This window comes from Streptomyces sp. B21-105, from assembly GCF_036898465.1.
Taxonomy (GTDB): domain Bacteria; phylum Actinomycetota; class Actinomycetes; order Streptomycetales; family Streptomycetaceae; genus Streptomyces.
In genome coordinates this window covers 6,303,927-6,322,150 of sequence record NZ_JARUMJ010000001.1, presented here as the reverse complement: position 1 = coordinate 6,322,150, position 18,224 = coordinate 6,303,927, and the positions used below count along the sequence as shown (strand labels likewise).

General features: G+C 72.3%; 17 protein-coding genes. 10 read left to right on the top strand and 7 right to left on the bottom strand.

The window, feature by feature from the left end; translation table 11 throughout:
• Window positions 1–132 precede the first annotated feature (132 nt).
• Complete coding sequence (locus QA802_RS28705; protein WP_334528461.1) at window positions 133–426, bottom strand: MTH1187 family thiamine-binding protein; 294 nt, start codon at window positions 424–426, stop codon at window positions 133–135.
• Complete coding sequence (locus QA802_RS28700) at window positions 423–767, bottom strand: DUF3817 domain-containing protein (RefSeq protein WP_334528458.1); 345 nt, start codon at window positions 765–767, stop codon at window positions 423–425. The genes QA802_RS28705 and QA802_RS28700 overlap by 4 nt, the downstream gene beginning before the upstream one ends.
• Before the next feature lie 167 nt (window positions 768–934).
• Here QA802_RS28700 and QA802_RS28695 point away from each other — a divergent pair, with 167 nt between their 5' ends.
• The 4 genes from QA802_RS28695 (at window position 935) to QA802_RS28680 (ending at window position 3,597) form a co-directional block, all read left to right on the top strand.
• Entirely contained in the window at window positions 935–1,567 is a 633-nt protein-coding gene (locus tag QA802_RS28695) for an AIM24 family protein (RefSeq protein ID WP_319172187.1), read from the top strand.
• A 1-nt stretch (window position 1,568) separates the two neighbouring features.
• Window positions 1,569–2,219, top strand: coding sequence for an AIM24 family protein (locus tag QA802_RS28690; protein ID WP_319172157.1), 651 nt, complete (start codon window positions 1,569–1,571; stop codon window positions 2,217–2,219).
• Window positions 2,220–2,221: 2 nt separating this feature from the next.
• Window positions 2,222–3,028: an AIM24 family protein gene (locus QA802_RS28685; RefSeq protein WP_334534956.1), complete on the top strand. Its 807-nt coding sequence runs from the start codon at window positions 2,222–2,224 to the stop codon at window positions 3,026–3,028.
• A gap of 92 nt (window positions 3,029–3,120) precedes the next feature.
• On the top strand, window positions 3,121–3,597 hold the full coding sequence (locus tag QA802_RS28680; protein WP_306949224.1) for a MarR family winged helix-turn-helix transcriptional regulator: 477 nt from the start codon (window positions 3,121–3,123) through the stop codon (window positions 3,595–3,597).
• Between the two features lie 42 nt (window positions 3,598–3,639).
• On the opposite strand, the gene QA802_RS28675 is transcribed toward QA802_RS28680, so the two are convergent.
• Both QA802_RS28675 and QA802_RS28670 read right to left on the bottom strand, forming a co-directional pair.
• A complete protein-coding gene (locus QA802_RS28675) occupies window positions 3,640–5,091 on the bottom strand; it encodes a sensor histidine kinase (protein WP_334528447.1) in 1,452 nt (483 codons plus the stop codon).
• On the bottom strand, window positions 5,088–5,858 hold the full coding sequence (locus QA802_RS28670; RefSeq protein WP_334528444.1) for a response regulator transcription factor: 771 nt from the start codon (window positions 5,856–5,858) through the stop codon (window positions 5,088–5,090). Before QA802_RS28670 ends, QA802_RS28675 begins: the two co-directional genes overlap by 4 nt.
• Before the next feature lie 119 nt (window positions 5,859–5,977).
• Between QA802_RS28670 and QA802_RS28665 the strand changes: the two genes are divergently transcribed.
• Complete coding sequence (locus tag QA802_RS28665; RefSeq protein WP_334528441.1) at window positions 5,978–6,574, top strand: PepSY domain-containing protein; 597 nt, start codon at window positions 5,978–5,980, stop codon at window positions 6,572–6,574.
• Between the two features lie 50 nt (window positions 6,575–6,624).
• Here the strand turns inward: QA802_RS28665 and QA802_RS28660 are convergent, their stop codons facing one another.
• The 3 genes from QA802_RS28660 to QA802_RS28650 all read right to left on the bottom strand — a co-directional run bounded on the left by QA802_RS28660 (window position 6,625) and on the right by QA802_RS28650 (window position 10,412).
• The gene (locus tag QA802_RS28660; RefSeq protein ID WP_334528438.1) at window positions 6,625–7,959 is read right to left on the bottom strand and encodes an MFS transporter; all 1,335 of its coding nucleotides are present in this window, start codon (window positions 7,957–7,959) and stop codon (window positions 6,625–6,627) included.
• 187 nt (window positions 7,960–8,146) lie between these two features.
• The gene (meaB, locus tag QA802_RS28655) at window positions 8,147–9,103 is read right to left on the bottom strand and encodes a methylmalonyl Co-A mutase-associated GTPase MeaB (RefSeq protein ID WP_334528435.1); all 957 of its coding nucleotides are present in this window, start codon (window positions 9,101–9,103) and stop codon (window positions 8,147–8,149) included.
• Window positions 9,104–9,200: 97 nt separating this feature from the next.
• The gene (locus QA802_RS28650; RefSeq protein WP_334528432.1) at window positions 9,201–10,412 is read right to left on the bottom strand and encodes an acetyl-CoA C-acetyltransferase; all 1,212 of its coding nucleotides are present in this window, start codon (window positions 10,410–10,412) and stop codon (window positions 9,201–9,203) included.
• 151 nt (window positions 10,413–10,563) lie between these two features.
• On the opposite strand from QA802_RS28650, the gene mce reads away from it, so the two are divergent.
• From mce to QA802_RS28625, 5 genes are all read left to right on the top strand, one after another.
• Window positions 10,564–11,004: a methylmalonyl-CoA epimerase gene (mce, locus tag QA802_RS28645; protein WP_306949231.1), complete on the top strand. Its 441-nt coding sequence runs from the start codon at window positions 10,564–10,566 to the stop codon at window positions 11,002–11,004.
• A gap of 230 nt (window positions 11,005–11,234) precedes the next feature.
• Window positions 11,235–15,116, top strand: a complete 3,882-nt coding sequence (gene scy, locus QA802_RS28640) for a polarized growth protein Scy (RefSeq protein WP_334528426.1) — start codon at window positions 11,235–11,237, stop codon at window positions 15,114–15,116.
• Between the two features lie 183 nt (window positions 15,117–15,299).
• Complete coding sequence (locus QA802_RS28635; RefSeq protein ID WP_256911601.1) at window positions 15,300–16,238, top strand: coiled-coil domain-containing protein; 939 nt, start codon at window positions 15,300–15,302, stop codon at window positions 16,236–16,238.
• Between the two features lie 115 nt (window positions 16,239–16,353).
• On the top strand, window positions 16,354–17,412 hold the full coding sequence (locus QA802_RS28630; protein ID WP_334528423.1) for an ABC transporter ATP-binding protein: 1,059 nt from the start codon (window positions 16,354–16,356) through the stop codon (window positions 17,410–17,412).
• Window positions 17,413–17,414: 2 nt separating this feature from the next.
• Entirely contained in the window at window positions 17,415–18,185 is a 771-nt protein-coding gene (locus tag QA802_RS28625; protein ID WP_334528420.1) for an ABC transporter permease, read from the top strand.
• Window positions 18,186–18,224: the final 39 nt, after the last annotated feature.

Sequence of the window (18,224 nt, the reverse complement as noted above, 5' to 3'; positions counted from 1 at the left end):
CCCCTTCAGTGCCGCGCCGCACGCGGAACATGATCGACCCGGGAGACATTAGTCATGCGGCACAGGCCGGACGCCCGTCCGATCCGCACCCGTTCGGGGGACGGATCGGACGGGCGTCCGGTTCCGGGACGGTCACGGTGCGAGATGCCGCTCCACGGTCGCCACCTTCGAGGTGAGCCCGTCCGTCACGCCGGGGCGGATGTCCGCCTTCAGGACGAGGGAGACCCGCGGGGCGCGCGCCTCGACGGCGGCGACGGCCCGCCTGACGACGTCCATCACCTCTTCCCACTCGCCTTCGACGGAGGTGAACATGGCGTCGGTGCGGTTCGGCAGGCCGGAGTCGCGGACCACCCGAACGGCGTCGGCGACGTACTCTCCGACTTCCTCGCCGACACCCAGGGGAGTGACGGAGAAGGCGACGATCATGCGTTCACCACGCCTTCCTTGCGGGCACGGGAGGCGATGACCGCGTCCTCGGCCTCGCGGCGCAGCTTGCGCTCGGCGAAGAAACCACCGGTCGGCAGGACCGCGAGGACGAAGTAGAGGGCCGCGGTCTTCAGGGACCACTTCGTGCGGTTCCAGGCGTCGGCCCAGAAGAGCAGGTACAGGACGAAGAACCCGGCGTGGACCCAGCCCATCACGCGGACGGCGTCGAAGTCCGTGGTCCGCTTCAGCACCGAGCAGACCAGCAGCAGGAGGAAGGACACGGCCTCCGGGGCGGAGACCAGGCGCAGGCGGCGGAGGGCGGAGGCGGTCTTGAGGTCCACGGGTCACCTTCGGGTGGGGTACGGCGATGAGCAGGGAGTTTGTGAATGCACGCACAAGCGTTCGTCCATTGTGACAAACGGTCCCCCTAAGGGTGTGTTCAGGGTCTTGCTCCACCTCCGGGTGCTGTTCGGCGCACCCGTCCGGCCGATACCTTCGCCCCGTGGCGATGTTTCGACTCCAAGGCAGCAAGGTGCTCGCCGTCGACATGACCGGCGACGCCGTGAAGGCGAAGAACGGCTCGATGGTCGCGTACGACGGGCAGATGGCCTTCAAGAAGCTCAGCGGCGGCGGTGAGGGCATCCGGGGCATGGTGACCCGGCGGCTCACCGGCGAGCAGATGACGGTGATGGAGGTGAGGGGGCAGGGCACGTGCTGGTTCGCCGACCGGGCTTCCGAGATCAACCTCGTGCGACTCCAGGGCGACAAGCTGTTCGTCGAGTCGAGCAACCTGCTCGCGACCGACGCCGGCCTGCGCACGGGCACGAGCTTCACGGGCCTGCGCGGCGCGACCCAGGGCAACGGGCTGTTCACGACGACCGTCGAGGGCACCGGCCAGGCGGCGATCACGTCGGACGGGCCGGCGGTGGTGCTGCGCGTCAGCCCGCAGTACCCGCTCACCGTCGACCCCGGCGCCTATGTCGCGCACCAGGGCAATGTGCGGCAGTCCTTCCAGTCGGGGGTGACGTTCCGCACGTTCCTCGGTGAGGGCGGCGGCGAGGCCTTCCAGATCCGCTTCGAGGGGGACGGCCTGGTGTACGTCCAGCCGAGCGAGCGCAACACGATCGCGGGGGACGTGTGAGATGACCTTCCGTGAGATCAACTCCAAGATGCTCGAGGCGACCGTCGTCCCCGGCGCCCGGCTCTTCAGCCAGCGCGGGGCCATGCTGGCCTACCGCGGCGACGTGTCGTTCACTCCCAACGTCCAGGGCGGGCAGGGCGGGGTGATGTCCATGATCGGGCGGCGACTCGCCAACGAGGACACGCCGCTGATGACCGTCGAGGGCAACGGCACGGTCCTCTTCGGGCACGGCGGGCATCACGTCCAGGTCATCCGGCTCAGCGGCGACACGCTGTGCGTCGAGGCGGACCGCCTGCTCGCCTTCGAGGGCACCCTCCAGCAGGGCACGATGTTCCTGGGCTCGCAGGGCGGCGTCATGGGCATGGTCCGCGGCCAGGTCAGCGGGCAGGGGCTGTTCACCACCACCCTCAAGGGCCACGGGGCCGTCGCCGTGATGGCCCACGGCGGGGTCTTCGAGGTCCCGATCACCCCGCAGCGCCCGGTCCACGTCGACCCCCAGGCCTACGTCGCCCACCACGGCGACGTCCGCAACAAGCTGTCGACGGCGCTCGGCTGGCGGGACATGGTGGGCCGCGGTTCCGGCGAGGGCTTCCAGCTGGAGCTGAGCGGCAGCGGTGCGGTGTTCGTCCAGGCGTCCGAGGAGAAGCTGTGAGCATGTACGGGGCTCCGGGCGGCGGCCCGACGGTGCACGACCCCATGACCCTGCCGGTCGACGACAACGTGAACAACTACACCTTCTGCGTGGAGCTCAAGGGGAGCCAGTGGTTCCTGCAGAAGGGGAAGATGATCGCCTACTACGGGTCGATCGACTTCAACGGCGTCGGACACGGCCGACTGGACCGTCTGGTGCGAACTTCCTTCCATTCGCCTCTGCACGCGAGCGACTGGGTCGTGGCGGAGGGCTCGGGCAAGATGCTCCTCGCCGACCGGGCCTTCGACGTCAACTCGTACGACCTCGAAGACGGCAACCTGACCATTCGCTCGGGCAATCTGCTCGCTTTTCAGCCAAGTCTGTCGCTCAAGCAGTCGATCGTGCCGGGTTTCCTCACCCTCATCGGAACCGGAAAGTTCGTGGCCGCCTCCAACGGGCCGGTGGTGTTCATGGAACCTCCGATCCGGGTGGACCCGCAGGCACTCGTGGGCTGGGCCGACTGTCCCTCCCCGTGCCATCACTACGACCACGGGTACATGACCGGCGTGATGGGCGGTCTACGTGCACTGACGGGCCTGGGCGGCGCTTCCGGGGAGGAGCACCAGTTCGAGTTCGTCGGCGCCGGCACGGTGCTGCTGCAGTCGTCCGAGACCCTCATGGCCGAGCAGGCCACGGGCGTGGTTCCGCACGAGCCGGGGGTGCCCGGTGCGAGCGGTGTCCCAGGTGGGCACGTGGGCCACGGCACGCCGTCAGGCGCACCGCGCCTTCCCGGACAGCTGGGGGACCTCCAGCGTCGCTTCGGGCTGTGAGCGGTAGTCTGCGGAGTGTGACATCGAACGCGTGCGCACCGTCACACCACCCGTACTAGTTCGCCTTTCAACATTTTAGGTAGACTTCATTTATGGAGACCGAAACGGCCACGCGCTGGCTGACCCAAGCGGAGCAGTGCGCCTGGCGCACCCATCTGGAGGTCAACAGGCTGTTGACGTACCAGCTCGAGAAGGACCTGCAGCCGTTCGGACTGACCATGAACGACTACGAGATCCTGGTGAACCTCTCCGAGTCGGAGGGCGTCCGGATGCGAATGAGCGATCTGGCCTCCGCGACCCTCCAGTCCAAGAGCCGGCTCTCGCACCAGATCACCCGCATGGAGAACGCCGATCTGGTGCGCCGGGAGAACTGCGAGTCCGACCGCCGCGGTCTGTACGCGGTCCTGACCGACCACGGCATGGAGACCATGCAGAAGGTCGCGCCGCACCATGTGGACTCCGTGCGGCGCCACTTCATCGATCTCCTGTCCCCAGAGGCCCTGGCGGAACTCTCCAAGGCCCTGAAGCCCGTCGCGGAACACCTCCGCGGGCGGCGGGGACGGCCGTAACCACAGCCGCGGCCACAGCCACAGCCACAGCCACAGCACCCACTACCCGTTGACGGCCGGCAGACGGAGCTCGAACAGGGCTCCGCCTGCCGGCGTCTCACCGACCGTGAGCGTCCCGCCGTGCCGCGCCGCCACGTCCCGCGCGATCGCGAGACCGAGGCCCGCCCCGCCGTCGTCACGGCTGCGCGCGTCGTCCAGCCGGACGAACCGCTCGAAGATCCGCTCCCGGTCGGCCTCGGGCACCCCGTCCCCGTCGTCCGCCACCTCGACGACGACCCGGTCCCCCGACCGCCGCACGCGCACCGAGACCTCCGTCCGGGCGTGCCGCTGCGCGTTGTCGAGCAGGTTGGCCAGCACCCTCCCCAACTGCCCCCGCGACCCGGCCACCAGCAAGGACGGCCCGCCCGCCGCCCCGCCCGCCACTGCCCCGCCCGCCACTGCCCCGCCTGCCGCCGTCCCGTCCACCGCCGCCTCCGTCGCACCGTCCGCCGCCGTATCCACCGTCACCGCGGGCCGCCCGGCGGCCTCCTCACGGGCCAGCGCCGCCAGGTCGAGCCGTCCGCCCACGGGCTCCTCCCCCGCGTCCAGCCGGGCCAGCAGCAGCAGGTCGGCGGCCAGCCGCTGCAGCCGGACGGTGTCCTCGACCGCGCCTGCCACGTCCAGCAGCCCGGGGTGCGCGGCGCCCACCTCCAACTGGGTGCGCAGCGAGGCGATCGGACTGCGCAGCTCGTGGGAGGCGTCGGCGACGAACCGGCGTTGGCGCTCGACGGAGCTCTCCAGCGCGGCGAGCGTCTCGTTGGTCGTGCGGGCCAGCCGGGCGACCTCGTCGTGGGTGTCCGGCACGGGCACCCGGCGGCCCAGGTCGGCGGAGGCGGTGATCGCCGCCATCTCGCGCCGGATCCCCTCGACCGGCCGCAGCGCCCGCCGGGTGACCAGCCAGGTCACCCCGGCGACGACGGCCAGCAGCAGCGGGAAGCCGATCAGCATGACGGTCAGGGCGGTGCGCACGGCGCCGCGTTCGGCGGACAGCGGGGCGCCGGCGTACACGGTCAACGGGCCCTTCTGCGGGTCCCTGACCTGCACGGCGGCGAACCGGTAATCGGCCGTGTCGCCGTCGACGGTCGCAGAGCCGTCGCCGAAGCGGGTCCTGTCCTCGATCTCGCCGGGGTCGAGGTCGTCGTCGGGCTCCGTGGCCGGCGTCCCGCTGATCCGCTCCAGGTCCTCGGACGCGGCGACCTGCCGGCCGGCCGCGTCGACGACCTGGACGGGCCGGTCGTCGTCGTCCAGCGAGGAGAGCCGGTCGTAGGCCGTCCCTACGGACAGCTGGGTGGCGACGGTCCGTGCGACGCGCTCCGCCTGCGCGTCGGCCTGGTCGAGCAGCTGGGAGCGCAGCGACAGCACTACCGCGGCGCCGGCCGCGACGAGGGCGACGGCGACCACGAGGACGGCGCCGAGCGTCGCCCGCGCCCGCACCGAGCCGAACCTGCGGCTCATCGCCCCGCCTCCGGCTGCTCCGGCCGCTCGGTCGCCCCCGAGGGCTCCAGCGGCTCCAGCCGGTACCCGGCGCCGCGCACCGTCCGGATGAGCCCGGCGCCCAGCTTGCGGCGCAGCGCGCTGACGTACACCTCGACGATGTTGGGGTCGCCGTCGTAGGCGAAGTCCCAGACGTGCTCGAGGACGTCGGCCTTGGACACCACCTCGCCGGCCCGCGCCGCGAGATGCTCCAGGACGGCGAACTCCTTGGCGGTCAGGACGGTCTCCTCCCCGCCGACGAAGACCCGTCGGGCGGCGGTGTCCACGGTCAGCGCGCCCAGCGCCAGCACGGGCGGGGCCCCGCCGTCCCGGCCGCGTCGGCGCAGCAGCGCCTTCACCCGGGCGACGAGCACGACGTACGAGAACGGCTTGGTCAGATAGTCGTCCGCGCCCGTGTCCAGGCCCTCCGCCTCGTCGTACTCGCCGTCCTTGGCGGTGAGCATGAGGATCGGCACGTCGTGACCGGCGGCGCGCAGCGCGGAGCAGACCCGGTAGCCGTTCATGCCGGGCAGCATGATGTCCAGGAGGAGCAGGTCGTAGGGCGATTCACCGGCCTGGTGCAGCCCCTCCAGGCCGTCGTGGATGACGTCCACGGCGTAGCCCTCGGCGGCGAGTCCCCTGGCCAGCGACAGGGCCAGCCGGCGTTCGTCCTCGACGATCAGAATCCGGAAGGGGTGGCGCACGGCGGCGCCCGGGGCGGGGCGGTGGCGGATGACGGGCGGGCGCATGCGCTCAGGGTGCCAAACCGAACCTGAAGCGCCCTTCAGGTGGTTTCAGCGGGGCTTCAGCTCCGGTCGGGCAGCGTGGTCCTCGTCGAAAGCGAACGACCCCGAACCGGAGGAACCCCATGAAGCGCAAGCTCGTCACCGCCGTCGTCGCCGTGTCCGCCCTGCTCGGCGGGGGCGCCGCCCTCGCCTTCGCGGACGGCGACACGTCCACCGCCGGCGCGGCCGAGGCGCAGGCCCCGGCCGCCGAGGCGCGGACAGCGGCGCGGGCCGCGGACACGAACACGTCGGCGACCGACTCGAAGACCGGCGTCACGGAGGCGATCGCGGCCGCGCTGGCCCACGCCCCCGGCACCGCGGTCTCCGCCGACCGCGAGGACGACGGCCAGGGCGCCGGCACCTGGCAGGTGGACGTCGTGAAGGCGGACGGCGCCGAGTACGTCGTCACCGTCTCCCCGGACACCGGCAAGGTGCTCGGCGCCCACCGCGACACTGACGACGACGGTGACGACGACGGCCGTGCGGACCTCGCCGCCCTGAAGGGCACGACGGTGGACGCCCGGGAGGCCGTCCGGGCCGTCGCCGCGAAGGGCACGGTGACCGACGTCGACCTGGACGGCGACGCGGGCGCCGTCGTCTGGAGCGTGGACACCGCCCGGGGCGGCGAGTGGCTGGTGGACGCGCGCACCGGCAAGGTCACGCAGGACCTCGACGACTGAGGCTCCGACCTCCCGCCCTGGATCCGCCGGGCGTCTCAGCCGGGGGCGTCTCAGCCGAGGGGCGCGAGTCCGCTCGCGTCCCTCTCCGGCGTGCCCTTCCCCACCGGGTCCTCCCTGTCCTGCTTCCGCGCGCCCTTCCTTGCGTCCTCCCTTGCGTCCTCCCTCGCGCCCTTCCTCGGCGTGTCCCGCCGTGACGCGCCCGCCACGAGCACCGCCGTGGCGAGCACCGCCGCCCCCGTCGCCGCGAAGCACGCCCCCACGGCCAGCCGCCCCGCCAGCGTCCCGGCGACCGCCGTGCCGGCCGTGCAGCCCGCGTTGACGGCCGTGTTGATCCACGCCCCCGCCCGCACCCGGGCCTGCGGGCCGGCGACCTCGTCGGCGATGAGGTAGGCCGTGGTGAGCGCCGGCGACACGAAGAACCCGGCGATCGCGACGGCCGCGGCCAGGGTGCCGAGCCCCGGCGCCAGGCCCGCGCCGCACAGCGTCAGACCGAGGGCCGCCGTGAGCACCGTCAGCCGGGCCGGGGCCGGCGTCCGCCAGGAGACGGCTCCGTTGAGCAGCCCGCCGACCGCGCTGCCCGCCGACAGTGCCGCCAGCACCCAGGCGACGCCCGCCCCGCCGCCGGTGCCGTGGCCGTGCCGTTCCGCGAACGCCACGACCAGCAGGTCGACCGCGCCCAGCGCCAGCCCGACGCCCGCGACGGCGGCGACGGGCCGTCCGAGCCCGCGCAGTCCGCCGCCGCCCCGCCGCACGGCGCCGGCGCCCGCGGGCGCCGCCCGCAGCGCGGGGGACGACAGGAACCCGGCCGTGCCGCCGGCCATCAGGACCGCGCCGAGCGCGATCCCGGCGGCCGGCGGTGCGAAGCCGAGGAGGACGCCGACCAGCAGCGGCCCGCTCACGAACAGCAGCTCCTCGGCGACGCCGTCGAGGCTGTAGGCCCGCTGGAGCAGCGCCCGGTCTGGGGCGAGCCGCGTCCAGACGGCCCGCATGGTCGGCCCCAGCGGCGGAACGCAGGCCCCGGCGGCCGCGGCGAGGGCCCCGAGCGCCGGTGCGGGGGCGGCGTCCGGCCGGGAGACGGCCGCGGCCAGCAGGCCGAGCAGCACGGTGTGCCCGGCCGTCATCGGCACGAGCGCCCGGCGCGCCCCGTGGCGGTCGACGAAGGCCGCCCGCGCGGGCGACAGGAAGACGGTGGTGGCCCCGAACAGCGCCATCACGGCGCCGGCCACCGCGTACGAGCCGGAGGACCGGGTCACGGCGAGCATCAGGGACAGCGGGACGATCGCATAGGACGACCGGCCGATCAGAGCGGCGGCGAAGGTGCGGCGGGCGTGCGGGACGCGCAGGACGACGGCGTACGAGGGCCGCACGGACGGTGAAGCGGGCATGAGGAGGTTCCTCGACTCGAGGCAGGCGGGAAAGGGGTCGCCGGATCGCCGCGACCGGTCCGGCCTGCTGCCGTTCACCGATCACGGACCTGGGCGGTCCCTATGCCAAGAGGAGAAACACGTCAACGACCGTAGCAGCGCCCGCGCGCGCCGCACGCCGTTTTCCCCGCCGTGCCGCCGGCCGGGCTCAGCCCTCCGTGAGCCCCGCGACCAGTTCGTCGGCCGCGCGGTAAGGGTCGAGTTCGCCGCTGACGATGCGGTCCGCCAGGCTGCTCAGGCGGCGGTCGCCGTGGAGGTCGCCGATGCGTTCGCGCAGGGCCGTGACGGCGATGATCTCGACCTCGCGGGCGGCGCGGGCGCGGCGGCGCTCGGCGAGGACGCCGTGCTCCTCCATCCACGCCCGGTGCTTCTCCAGCGCCTCGACGACCTCGTCGATGCCTTCGGCGCGCGCGGCGACGGTCTTCACGATCGGCGGCCGCCAGTCCCCGGGGCCGCGGGCCTCGCCGAGGCCGAGCATGTGGTTCAGTTCGCGGGCGGTGGCGTCGGCGCCGTCCCGGTCGGCCTTGTTGACGACGTAGACGTCGCCGATCTCCAGGATGCCCGCCTTGGCGGCCTGGATGCCGTCGCCCATCCCCGGGGCCAGCAGGACCACGCTGGTGTCCGCCTGGGAGGCGATCTCGATCTCCGACTGGCCGACGCCGACCGTCTCGACCAGGATCACGTCGCAGCCGGCGGCGTCCAGCACGCGGATGGCCTGCGGAGCCGACCAGGCGAGGCCGCCGAGGTGGCCGCGGGTGGCCATGGAGCGGATGTAGACGCCGGGGTCGGAGGCGTGGTCGGACATCCGGACCCGGTCGCCGAGCAGCGCGCCCCCGGAGAACGGGGACGACGGGTCGACGGCCAGCACGCCGACCCGTCTGCCCTGCCTGCGGTAGGCGGTGACCAGCGCGGAGGTCGAGGTGGACTTGCCGACGCCCGGCGACCCCGTCAGCCCGACCACGTACGCGTTGCCGGTGAGCGGGGCCAGCGCCGCCATCACCTCCCTGAGCTGCGGGGACGCCCCCTCCACCAGGGAGATCAGCCGGGCCACCGCCCGGGGCCGGCCTTCCCTGGCCTGGGCGACCAGCGAGGAGACGTCCTGCATCACAGCTCCGTTCAGATCCGTTCGGTTGCGTCAGCGAGTGCCTCGTACGTCGCGCGTCGTGCCTCGTAGACGTCGCGCGTACGTCGCGCGACGCGGCTCAGGCCTTGGGCACCCGCACGATCAGCGCGTCGCCCTGCCCGCCGCCGCCGCACAGCGCCGCCGCGCCGACCCCGCCACCGCGCCGCTTGAGCTCCAGGGCCAGGTGCAGCACCAGCCGGGCGCCGGACATGCCGATGGGGTGGCCGAGGGCGATGGCGCCACCGTTGACGTTCACCTTTTCCGTGGACACGCCGAGGTCCTTCATTGACTGGATCGAGACGGCGGCGAAGGCCTCGTTGATCTCGATGAGGTCGAGGTCGGAGACCTCCAGGCCCTCCTTCTTCAGGGCGTGCGCGATGGCGTTGGAGGGCTGGGAGTGCAGCGAGTTGTCCGGCCCGGCCACGTTGCCGTGGGCGCCGATCTCCGCGATCCACTCCAGGCCGAGCTCCTGCGCCTTGGCCTTGCTCATCACGACCACGGCGGCCGCGCCGTCGGAGATCGGCGAGGACGAGCCCGCGGTGATCGTGCCGTCCTTGGCGAACGCCGGGCGGAGCTTGCCGAGGGACTCCGCGGTGGTGTCGGCGCGGATGCCCTCGTCCGTGCTGAGGACGACCGGCTCGCCCTTGCGCTGCGGGATCTCGACCGGGGTGATCTCGGCCTCGAAGACGCCGTTCTTCTGGGCGGCGGCCGCACGCTGGTGGGACAGGGCGGCGATCTCGTCCTGCTCCGGACGGGCGATGCCGAGACGGGTGTTGTGCTTCTCGGTGGACGCGCCCATGGCGATGTTCTCGAAGGCGTCGGTCAGACCGTCGTGCGCCATCGCGTCGAGCATCTCGATCGCGCCGTACTTGTAGCCCTCCCGGGACTTCGGCAGCAGGTGCGGGGCGTTGGTCATGGACTCCTGGCCGCCGGCCACGACGATGTCGAACTCACCCGCGCGGATCAACTGGTCGGCCAGGGCGATCGCGTCCAGGCCCGAGAGACACACCTTGTTGATCGTGAGCGCCGGCACGTTCATCGGGATGCCGGCCTTGACCGCGGCCTGACGGGCCGGGATCTGGCCCGCCCCGGCCTGCAGCACCTGGCCCATGATCACGTACTGCACCTGGTCGCCGCCGATGCCCGCGCGGTCGAGGGCGGCCTTGATCGCGAAGCCGCCGAGATCGGCTCCGGAGAAGGACTTGAGGGAGCCCAGCAGCCGTCCCATGGGCGTACGCGCGCCCGCGACGATCACCGAGGTCGTGCCGTTGGAGCCAGTCGAGTCAGTCATGAGCTGCGATTCCCCTTACCGGCCTGCACAGGCCGAGGAGTGAACGAGGGTTTACTTCGAATGTACTGAGTGGCACTCCGTGCCGTCATCGGGCCGTCAGTGTGATCGCGCGCACGTTGCGTAACCACCTCCGTCGCGCTGCACTAGCACCATGCTGACGCGAATCGACCACATCGGGATCGCCTGCCACGACCTCGACGCGACCGTCGAGTTCTACCGTTCCACATACGGCTTCGAGGTGTTCCACTCCGAGGTCAACGAGGAGCAGGGCGTGCGCGAGGCCATGCTGAAGATCAACGACACCTCCGACGGCGGCGCCTCCTACCTGCAGCTCCTGGAGCCGACCCGCCCCGACTCCACCGTCGCCAAGTGGCTCGACAAGAACGGCGAGGGCGTCCACCACATCGCCTTCGGCACGGCGGACGTGGACGGCGAGGCCGCCGACATCCGCTCCAAGGGCGTACGCGTTCTGTACGAAGAGCCCCGACGCGGCTCCATGGGGTCACGAATCACCTTCCTGCACCCGAAGGATTGCCACGGAGTACTGACAGAACTCGTCACATCGGCCCCTGTTGAGTCACCTGAGCACTGACCCCCGTACATATGGGCCGGTAGGGTTGGGCTCGGTCGCCGCTCACACCGGGGCGACCCGGTCCTGCCGTCAGCGGCGGGACGCAGCCGGGGTCCGGGTTTCGGGGGCGAGCGTCGGGGCAGCAGCCCGTGCTCCGTCGTTGATCTGACACCATTCCCCGGGAGCCCCGTCCGGCGGATGGACGGAGCTCGTTCGGGAAGCTTGCGACCAGGGACGGATGGGACCGCGCAGTGCGGGGCTATGAGAGCCAGGAGCGGGAGCCGGCGGCTGACGTCGACCACCTGACTCGGTTCGAAGCCGAGATGAAGCGGCTGAAGACCGAGCGGGAAAAGGCGATCCAGCATGCCGAGGACCTCGGCTACCAGGTCGAGGTGCTGCGCGCCAAGTTGCACGAGGCGCGGCGCACCATCATGTCCCGGCCCGCCTTCGACGGCGGCGACCTCGGGTACCAGGCCGAGCAGCTGCTGCGCAACGCGCAGATGCAGGCCGACCAGCTGCGGCAGGACGCCGAACGGGAGCTGAGCCAGGCCCGGGCGCAGACGCAGCGGATCCTCCAGGAGCACGCCGAGCAGGCGGCCCGCCTCCAGGCGGAGCTGCACCAGGAGGCCGTCACCCGTCGCCAGCAGCTCGACCAGGAGCTGGCCGAGCGCCGGCAGAACGTCGAGTCGCACGTCAACGAGAACGTGGCGTGGGCCGAGCAGCTGCGCGCCCGCACCGAGGCGCAGGCCCGCCGGCTGCTCGACGAGTCACGGGCCGAGGCCGAGCAGGCCCTGACGGCCGCCCGTGCCGAGGCCGAGCGGGTGGCGACGGAGGCCCGGCAACGGCTCCAGGCGGACGCCGAGTCGGCCCGCGCCGAGGCCGAGCAGCTGCTGCTGCGGGCCCGCACCGACGCCGAGCGGCTGCTGAACGCCGCGTCCACGCAGGCCCAGGAGGCCAGCGACCACGCGGAGCAGCTGCGCACCTCCACCGTCACCGAGTCCGACGCCGCCCGCCGGCAGGCCGGGGAGCTCAGTCGCGCCGCCGAGCAGCGGATGTCCGAGGCCGAGGAGGCGCTGCGCAAGGCGCAGGCCGAGGCCGACAAGGTGCTCGCCGAGGCCAAGGAGGCCGCGTCCAAGACGCTCGCGGGCGCCGAGTCGGCCAACGAGCAGCGCACCCGTACCGCGAAGGAGCAGGTCGCCCGGCTGGTCAGCGAGGCCACCAAGGAGGCCGAGACCACCAAGGCGGACGCCGAGCAGCTCGTCGCCGACGCCCGTGCCGAGGCCGAGAAGATCGTCGCGGAGGCCTCCGAGAAGGCCCGCACGCTCACCGCCGAGGAGAGCGCGACCCAGCTGTCGAAGGCGGCGAAGACCGCCGAGGACGTCCTCATCAAGGCGCAGGAGGACGCCCAGCGCACCACCAGGGCCGCCGCCGAGGAGGCCGAGCGGATCCGCCGTGAGGCGGAGACCGAGGCGGACCGGCTGCGCGCCGAGGCGCACGACATCGCCGAGCAGCTCAAGGGTTCGGCGAAGGACGACACCAAGGAGTACCGCGCCAAGACGGTCGAGCTCCAGGAGGAGGCCCGCCGGCTGCGCGGCGAGGCCGAGCAGCTGCGCGCCGACGCCGTCGCCGAGGGCGAGAAGATCCGCGCGGAGGCCCGCAAGGAGGCCGTCCAGCAGATCGAGGAGGCGGCCAGGACCGCCGAGGAGCTGCTGTCCAAGGCGAAGGCCGACGCGGACGAGCTACGGCAGAAGGCCACCGCCGACAGCGAGAAGGTGCGCACCGAGGCCATCGAGCGCGCCACCGCGCTGCGCCGGCAGGCCGCCGAGACCCTGGAGCGCACCCGTGCGGAGGCCGAGCGCTCCCGCGAGGAGGCGGTGGAGCTCGCCGAGACCATCACCTCGAACGCCGAGCAGGCCGCGCGCGAGCTGCGCGAGGAGACCGAGCGCGGGATAGAGGCGCGGCAGGCGGAGGCGGCCGAGGAGCTGACCCGGCTGCAGACGGAGACGGAGAGCCGGCTGGCCTCCGCCGAGCAGGCGCTCACCGACGCCCGCGAGGAGGCCGCGCGGATCCGCCGCGAGGCCGTCGAGGAGACCGAGCGGCTGCGCAACGAGGCGGCCGACCGGATCCGCACCCTCCAGCAGCAGGCCGACGCGGAGGCGGAGCGGCTGCGCAACGAGGCCGCCGCCGACGCGTCCGCCTCACGCGCCGAGGGCGAGGCGGTCGCCGTCCGGCTGCGGTCCGACGCGGCCGCGGAGGCGGAGCGGCTCAAGACCGAGGCGCAGGACACCGCCGACCGGGTGCGCGCGGAGGCACAGGCCGCCGCCGAGCGGCTGGCCGACGAGGCGTCCGAGACGCTGGCCGCCGCCCAGGAGGAGGCCGTCCGGCGCCGGCGCGAGGCCGAGGAGCTGCTCGGTTCCGCCCGCCAGGAGGCCGGCCAGGAGCGCGAGCGGGCCCGCGAGCAGAGCGAGGAACTGCTGGCCTCGGCGCGCAAGCGCGTGGAGGAGGCACAGACCGAGGCCGTCCGGCTGGTCGAGGAAGCCGACCGGCGGGCCACCGAGATGGTGTCGGCGGCCGAGCAGCACGCGCAGCAGGTGCGGGATTCCGTGGCCGGGCTGCACGAGCAGGCGCAGGACGAGATCACCGGGCTGCGTTCGGCCGCCGAGCACGCGGCGGACCGTGTCCGGCGCGAGGCCGAGGAGGAGGCGGACCGGGTCCGCACCGACGCCTACGCCGAGCGGGAACGGGCCGCCGAGGACGCGGGCCGGCTCCGGCGGGAGGCGAACGAGGCGGCTCAGGCGGCGCAGGCGCTGGCCGAGCAGACCGTCGGCGAGGCGATCACGGAGGCGGAGCGGCTGCGCTCGGAGGCGTCCGCGCACGCCCAGCGGGTGCGTACGGAGTCGTCGGACACCATCGCCCAGGCCGAGCAGGACGCGTCGCGCACTCGCGCCGACGCCCGTGACGACGCCAACCGCATCCGCTCGGACGCGGCGACGCAGGCCGACACCCTCATCACCGAGGCCCGAGGCGAGGCGGAGCGGCTCCAGTCGGAGACCATCGCCGAGGCGGAGCGGCTGCAGTCGGAGACGATCGCGGAGGCCGAGCGGCTGCGCGCCGAGTCGGTCGCCAAGGCGGAGAAGCTGATCTCGGACGCGTCGGGGGACGCGGAGCGGCTGCGTGTCGAGGCGGCCGAGACGGTGGGGTCGGCGCAGCAGCACGCCGAGCGGGTCAGGGCCGAGGCGGAGCGCTTCAAGGCGGAGGCGGCCGCGGAGGCCGACCGGCTGATGAGCGTGGCCCGCGAGGAGGCCGACACGACGCTGGACGAGGCCCGCAAGGAGGCCAACAAGCGCCGCTCCGAGGCGGCCGAGCAGGTCGACACCCTCATCACGGAGACCGCGGCCGAGGCGGACAAGCTGCTCGCCGAGGCGCAGACGCAGGCGCAGAAGACGACCGCGGACGCGGAGGCGCAGGCCGACTCGATGGTCGGCGCGGCCCGCAGCGAGGCCGACCGGCTGGTCTCCGAGGCGACGGTGGAGGGCAACTCCCGGGTGGAGAAGGCCCGTACCGACGCGGACGAGCTGCTCATCGGCGCCCGGCGGGACGCGACGGCCATAAGGGAGCGGGCGGAGGAGCTGCGCGACCGCATCACGAGCGAGATCGAGGCGCTGCACGAACGGGCCCGCCGCGAGGCCGCCGAGACGATGAAGTCGACCGGCGACCGCTGCGACGCGCTGATCAAGGCGTCCGAGGAGCAGCTCGCGAAGGCGCAGGCGAAGGCGCGGGAGCTGGTGTCGGACGCCAACTCCGAGGCCGGCAAGGTCCGTATCGCCGCCGTGAAGAAGGCGGAGGGGCTCCTCAAGGAGGCCGAGCAGAAGAAGTCGGCGCTGGTGCGCGAGGCCGAGGAGCTCAAGGCCGAGGCGATCCGCGAGGCGCGGCGCACGGTCGAGGAGGGCAAGCGGGAGCTGGAGGTCCTGGTGCGCCGGCGCGAGGACATCCAAGCGGAGATCTCCCGGGTCCAGGACGTGCTGGAGGCGCTGGAGTCGTTCGAGGCGCCGGCCGGGGGCAAGGACGGGGGCGTCAAGGCGGGTGCGACCATCGGAGCCCCCCGATCGGGTGGGAAGGTCTCGGACGGGTAGCGGAATGTGTGGATTGCGTTAAAGTCTGGGGCCTTTGACCCAAGTTTTGGCAAGAGGTCTGCCGGTCAGCCACCCAAAAGGGGTGTCATTCTCCAGATCAAACACGCATACGCTCGATGACACACCGCAAAGGCCCCTAGGATTCCCCCTATCACCTCACCGGTCTCATTCGACAGGAACCCCATGAGCGACACTTCCCCCTACGGCTTCGAGCTTGTGCGGCGTGGGTACGACCGCGCTCAGGTGGACGAACGCATCTCGAAGCTCGTCTCCGACCGTGACAGCGCTCTGGCTCGTATCACTGCTCTGGAAAAGCGCATCGAGGAGCTCCACCTCGAGACGCAGAACGCCCAGGCCCAGGTAAGCGACGCGGAGCCGTCGTACGCCGGTCTCGGCGCGCGTGTCGAGAAGATCCTCCGCCTCGCCGAGGAAGAGGCCAAGGACCTGCGCGAGGAGGCCCGTCGCGCGGCCGAGCAGCACCGGGAGCTCGCCGAGTCGGCCGCCCAGCAGGTGCGCAACGACGCGGAGTCGTTCGCCGCGGAGCGCAAGTCCAAGGCGGAGGACGAGGGCGTCCGGATCGTCGAGAAGGCCAAGAGCGACGCGTCGCAGCTGCGCTCCGAGGCGCAGAAGGACGCGCAGTCGAAGCGTGAGGAGGCGGACGCCCTCTTCGAGGAGACCCGCGCGAAGGCCGCGCAGGCCGCCGCCGACTTCGAGACCAACCTGGCCAAGCGCCGCGAGCAGTCGGAGCGCGACCTGGCGTCCCGTCAGCAGAAGGCGGAGAAGCGTCTCGCGGAGATCGAGCACCGCGCGGAGCAGCTGCGTCTGGAGGCGGAGAAGCTGCGCACGGACGCCGAGCGTCGGGCCCGTCAGACCGTCGAGACGGCGCAGCGCCAGGCCGAGGACATCGTGGCCGACGCGAACGCCAAGGCGGACCGGATCCGTTCCGAATCGGAGCGCGAGCTGGCGGCTCTCACCAACCGCCGCGACTCGATCAACGCGCAGCTGACGAACGTCCGCGAGATGCTCGCCACGCTGACCGGCGCCGCGGTGGCCGCGGCCGGTACGCCGTCCACGGACGACGAGCCGATCTCGCGCGGGGTCCCGGCGCAGCAGTCCCGGTAGGCCCCGGAAAGCCCGGTAGGTCACGGCGACGTCCGGGAGTCACGGGGAACGGACATCGCCGAAGCCCTCTGCCACTCCGGTGGCAGGGGGCTTTGCCGCGCTTTAGCGTGGCCGCATGATCGAGCTGTCGGGACTGACGAAGCGGTACGGCGACACGGTGGCGGTGAAGAACCTCAGCTTCACCGTCGGACCGGGCATCGTCACGGGCTTCCTCGGTCCCAACGGCGCGGGCAAGTCCACCACCATGCGGATGATGCTCGGTCTCGACCGGCCGACCGCGGGGGACGTCCTCATCGACGGGCAGCACTACGACCGGCTCAAGGACCCGCTCACCCGCATCGGCGCCCTGCTCGACGCCAAGGCCATGCACGGCGGGCGCAGCGCCTTCAACCATCTGCTGTGTCTGGCGCAGAGCAACGGCATTGCCCGCAGCCGGGTGCACGAGGTGCTGGACACCGTCGGGCTCACCTCCGTGGCACGGAAGAAGGCCAAGGGGTTCTCGCTGGGCATGGGGCAGCGGCTGGGCATCGCGGGCGCGCTTCTCGGGGACCCCCGGATCCTGATGTTCGACGAGCCGGTCAACGGGCTCGACCCCGAGGGCATCCACTGGATCCGCACGCTGATGAAATCGCTGGCCTCGCAGGGGCGGACGGTGTTCGTCTCGTCCCACCTGATGAGCGAGATGGCGCTGACCGCGGATCATCTCGTCGTCATCGGGCAGGGCCGGCTGCTCGCCGACACCTCCATGGCCGACTTCATCGCGCAGAACTCGCGCAGTTACGTCCGGGTCCGCAGCCCGCAGCGGGAGCGGCTGCTCGATGTGCTGCACGAGGCCGGAGCCGTGGTCGTCGAGACCGGCGACGGGGTGCTGGAGGTCGACGACGGCAGGCCCGAGCACATCGGTGAGCTGGCCGCGCGGCACCGGATCGTGCTGCACGAGCTGAGCCCGCAGCGGGCCTCCCTGGAGGAGGCGTTCATGCGGCTGACCGCGGAGTCGGTGCAGTACCACGCGCACACGGACGTGCCGATGGACGTTCCGACGGACACGCCGGCGGCGGACGCGCCGGCGGACGTGCCCCCCGATGTTCCGGCGGACGTGCCCCCGGGCCTGCCCGCGGGCGCGCCCGGCGAACAGTCCCGGCAGCGGTGGGGCGACGACTGGACGAGGAGCTGACGATGGCGGCGACCCAGGTCATCCGGTCCGAATGGACCAAGATCCGGTCGGTGGCGTCCACGGTGTGGACGCTGTCCCTCGCCGTGGTGGTCACCGTCGCCCTCGGCGTGCTGATCTCGGCGCTGTCGAACCACGAGTTCGACAACATGAGCCGAGACGACCGGCTCTCCTTCGACCCCACCTTCGTCAGCTTCGCCGGGATGACCCTGGGTCAGCTGGCGATGATCGTGTTCGGGGTGCTGGTGGTGTCGAACGAGTACAGCACCGGCATGATCCGCACCTCGCTTGCCGCCGTGCCGCAGCGCGGCGCCTTCCTGTTCAGCAAGATCGCGGTGGCCGCCGGGCTCTCGCTGGCCGTGGGGCTCGTGACCAGCTTCGTCACGTTCTTCCTGGGGCAGGCCGCGCTCGGCTCCCATCGGGCGTCGCTCGAGGACAGCGGCGTCCTGCGGGCGGTGATCGGCGGCGGTCTGTACATGACGCTCATCGCGGTCTTCTCGATGGGCGTGGCCACGATGCTGCGCTCACCGATGCTGTCGCTCGGCATCCTGATGCCGTTCTTCTTCCTGATCTCCAACATCCTCGGCAACGTCTCCGCCACGAAGAAGATCGGCCGGTATCTGCCCGACCAGGCGGGCAGCAGGGTCATGCAGGTGGTCCCGCGGATCGACGACGACACCCCGTACGGGCCCTGGGGCGGGTTCGCGATCATGGCGCTGTGGACGGTGGCGGCGCTCGCCGGCGGCTACCTCCTGCTGAAGAAACGCGACGCGTAACGCTTTGGGCTTTGCTTTGTTTTGGGTGGAACCGTCAGC

Excerpts from the sequence above, each read along its gene's own strand:
- QA802_RS28660 (WP_334528438.1), bottom strand. The coding sequence starts at position 7,959 with ATGCCCGCTTCACCGTCCGTGCGGCCCTCGTACGCCGTCGTCCTGCGC.
- QA802_RS28630 (WP_334528423.1), top strand. The coding sequence starts at position 16,354 with ATGATCGAGCTGTCGGGACTGACGAAGCGGTACGGCGACACGGTGGCG.
- QA802_RS28625 (WP_334528420.1), top strand. The coding sequence starts at position 17,415 with ATGGCGGCGACCCAGGTCATCCGGTCCGAATGGACCAAGATCCGGTCG.
- QA802_RS28685 (WP_334534956.1), top strand. The coding sequence starts at position 2,222 with ATGTACGGGGCTCCGGGCGGCGGCCCGACGGTGCACGACCCCATGACC.
- QA802_RS28650 (WP_334528432.1), bottom strand. The coding sequence starts at position 10,412 with ATGACTGACTCGACTGGCTCCAACGGCACGACCTCGGTGATCGTCGCG.
- QA802_RS28680 (WP_306949224.1), top strand. The coding sequence starts at position 3,121 with ATGGAGACCGAAACGGCCACGCGCTGGCTGACCCAAGCGGAGCAGTGC.
- QA802_RS28690 (WP_319172157.1), top strand. The coding sequence starts at position 1,569 with ATGACCTTCCGTGAGATCAACTCCAAGATGCTCGAGGCGACCGTCGTC.
- QA802_RS28675 (WP_334528447.1), bottom strand. The coding sequence starts at position 5,091 with ATGAGCCGCAGGTTCGGCTCGGTGCGGGCGCGGGCGACGCTCGGCGCC.
- QA802_RS28635 (WP_256911601.1), top strand. The coding sequence starts at position 15,300 with ATGAGCGACACTTCCCCCTACGGCTTCGAGCTTGTGCGGCGTGGGTAC.
- QA802_RS28695 (WP_319172187.1), top strand. The coding sequence starts at position 935 with ATGTTTCGACTCCAAGGCAGCAAGGTGCTCGCCGTCGACATGACCGGC.
- meaB (WP_334528435.1), bottom strand. The coding sequence starts at position 9,103 with ATGCAGGACGTCTCCTCGCTGGTCGCCCAGGCCAGGGAAGGCCGGCCC.
- QA802_RS28705 (WP_334528461.1), bottom strand. The coding sequence starts at position 426 with ATGATCGTCGCCTTCTCCGTCACTCCCCTGGGTGTCGGCGAGGAAGTC.
- QA802_RS28670 (WP_334528444.1), bottom strand. The coding sequence starts at position 5,858 with ATGCGCCCGCCCGTCATCCGCCACCGCCCCGCCCCGGGCGCCGCCGTG.
- mce (WP_306949231.1), top strand. The coding sequence starts at position 10,564 with ATGCTGACGCGAATCGACCACATCGGGATCGCCTGCCACGACCTCGAC.
- QA802_RS28665 (WP_334528441.1), top strand. The coding sequence starts at position 5,978 with ATGAAGCGCAAGCTCGTCACCGCCGTCGTCGCCGTGTCCGCCCTGCTC.